Origin of the sequence: Pseudoalteromonas sp. BMB, from assembly GCF_001709235.1 — a bacterium.
Classification (GTDB): Bacteria; Pseudomonadota; Gammaproteobacteria; order Enterobacterales; family Alteromonadaceae; genus Pseudoalteromonas; species Pseudoalteromonas maricaloris.
The window spans coordinates 1-254 of record NZ_MBQA01000062.1 but is presented as its reverse complement, the minus strand read 5'-3'; the positions used below and the strand labels follow the sequence as shown (position 1 = coordinate 254).

The 254-nt window shown below is 57.5% G+C and carries 1 pseudogene; it reads left to right on the top strand.

Going from position 1 to position 254, the window contains the following annotated elements:
* A pseudogene (locus BB427_RS05055) lies at positions 1 to 234 on the top strand (hypothetical protein); the annotation flags it as partial.
* Positions 235 to 254: the final 20 nt, after the last annotated feature.

Below are 254 nucleotides of genomic sequence, written 5' to 3'. Positions count from 1 at the left end.
AGAGATATGGGCATCCTCATTATCACGCACCACGACCGGCTGTTGGAACACAACACGCCCGATTACACGCACGTGATGCTGGGCGGGCGCATCGTGGAAACCGGCGGTGTCGAGTTGGCACGTGAGTTGTACACAGAAGGCTATGACCGCGTCCGCGCCCGCCACCCCGAGGACGCGGCGATCGAAAAAGAAATGGCCGCTGCGGACAAGAAGGTATTGAGCACCGTTCCATAATTGAACCACAAAGGACATCT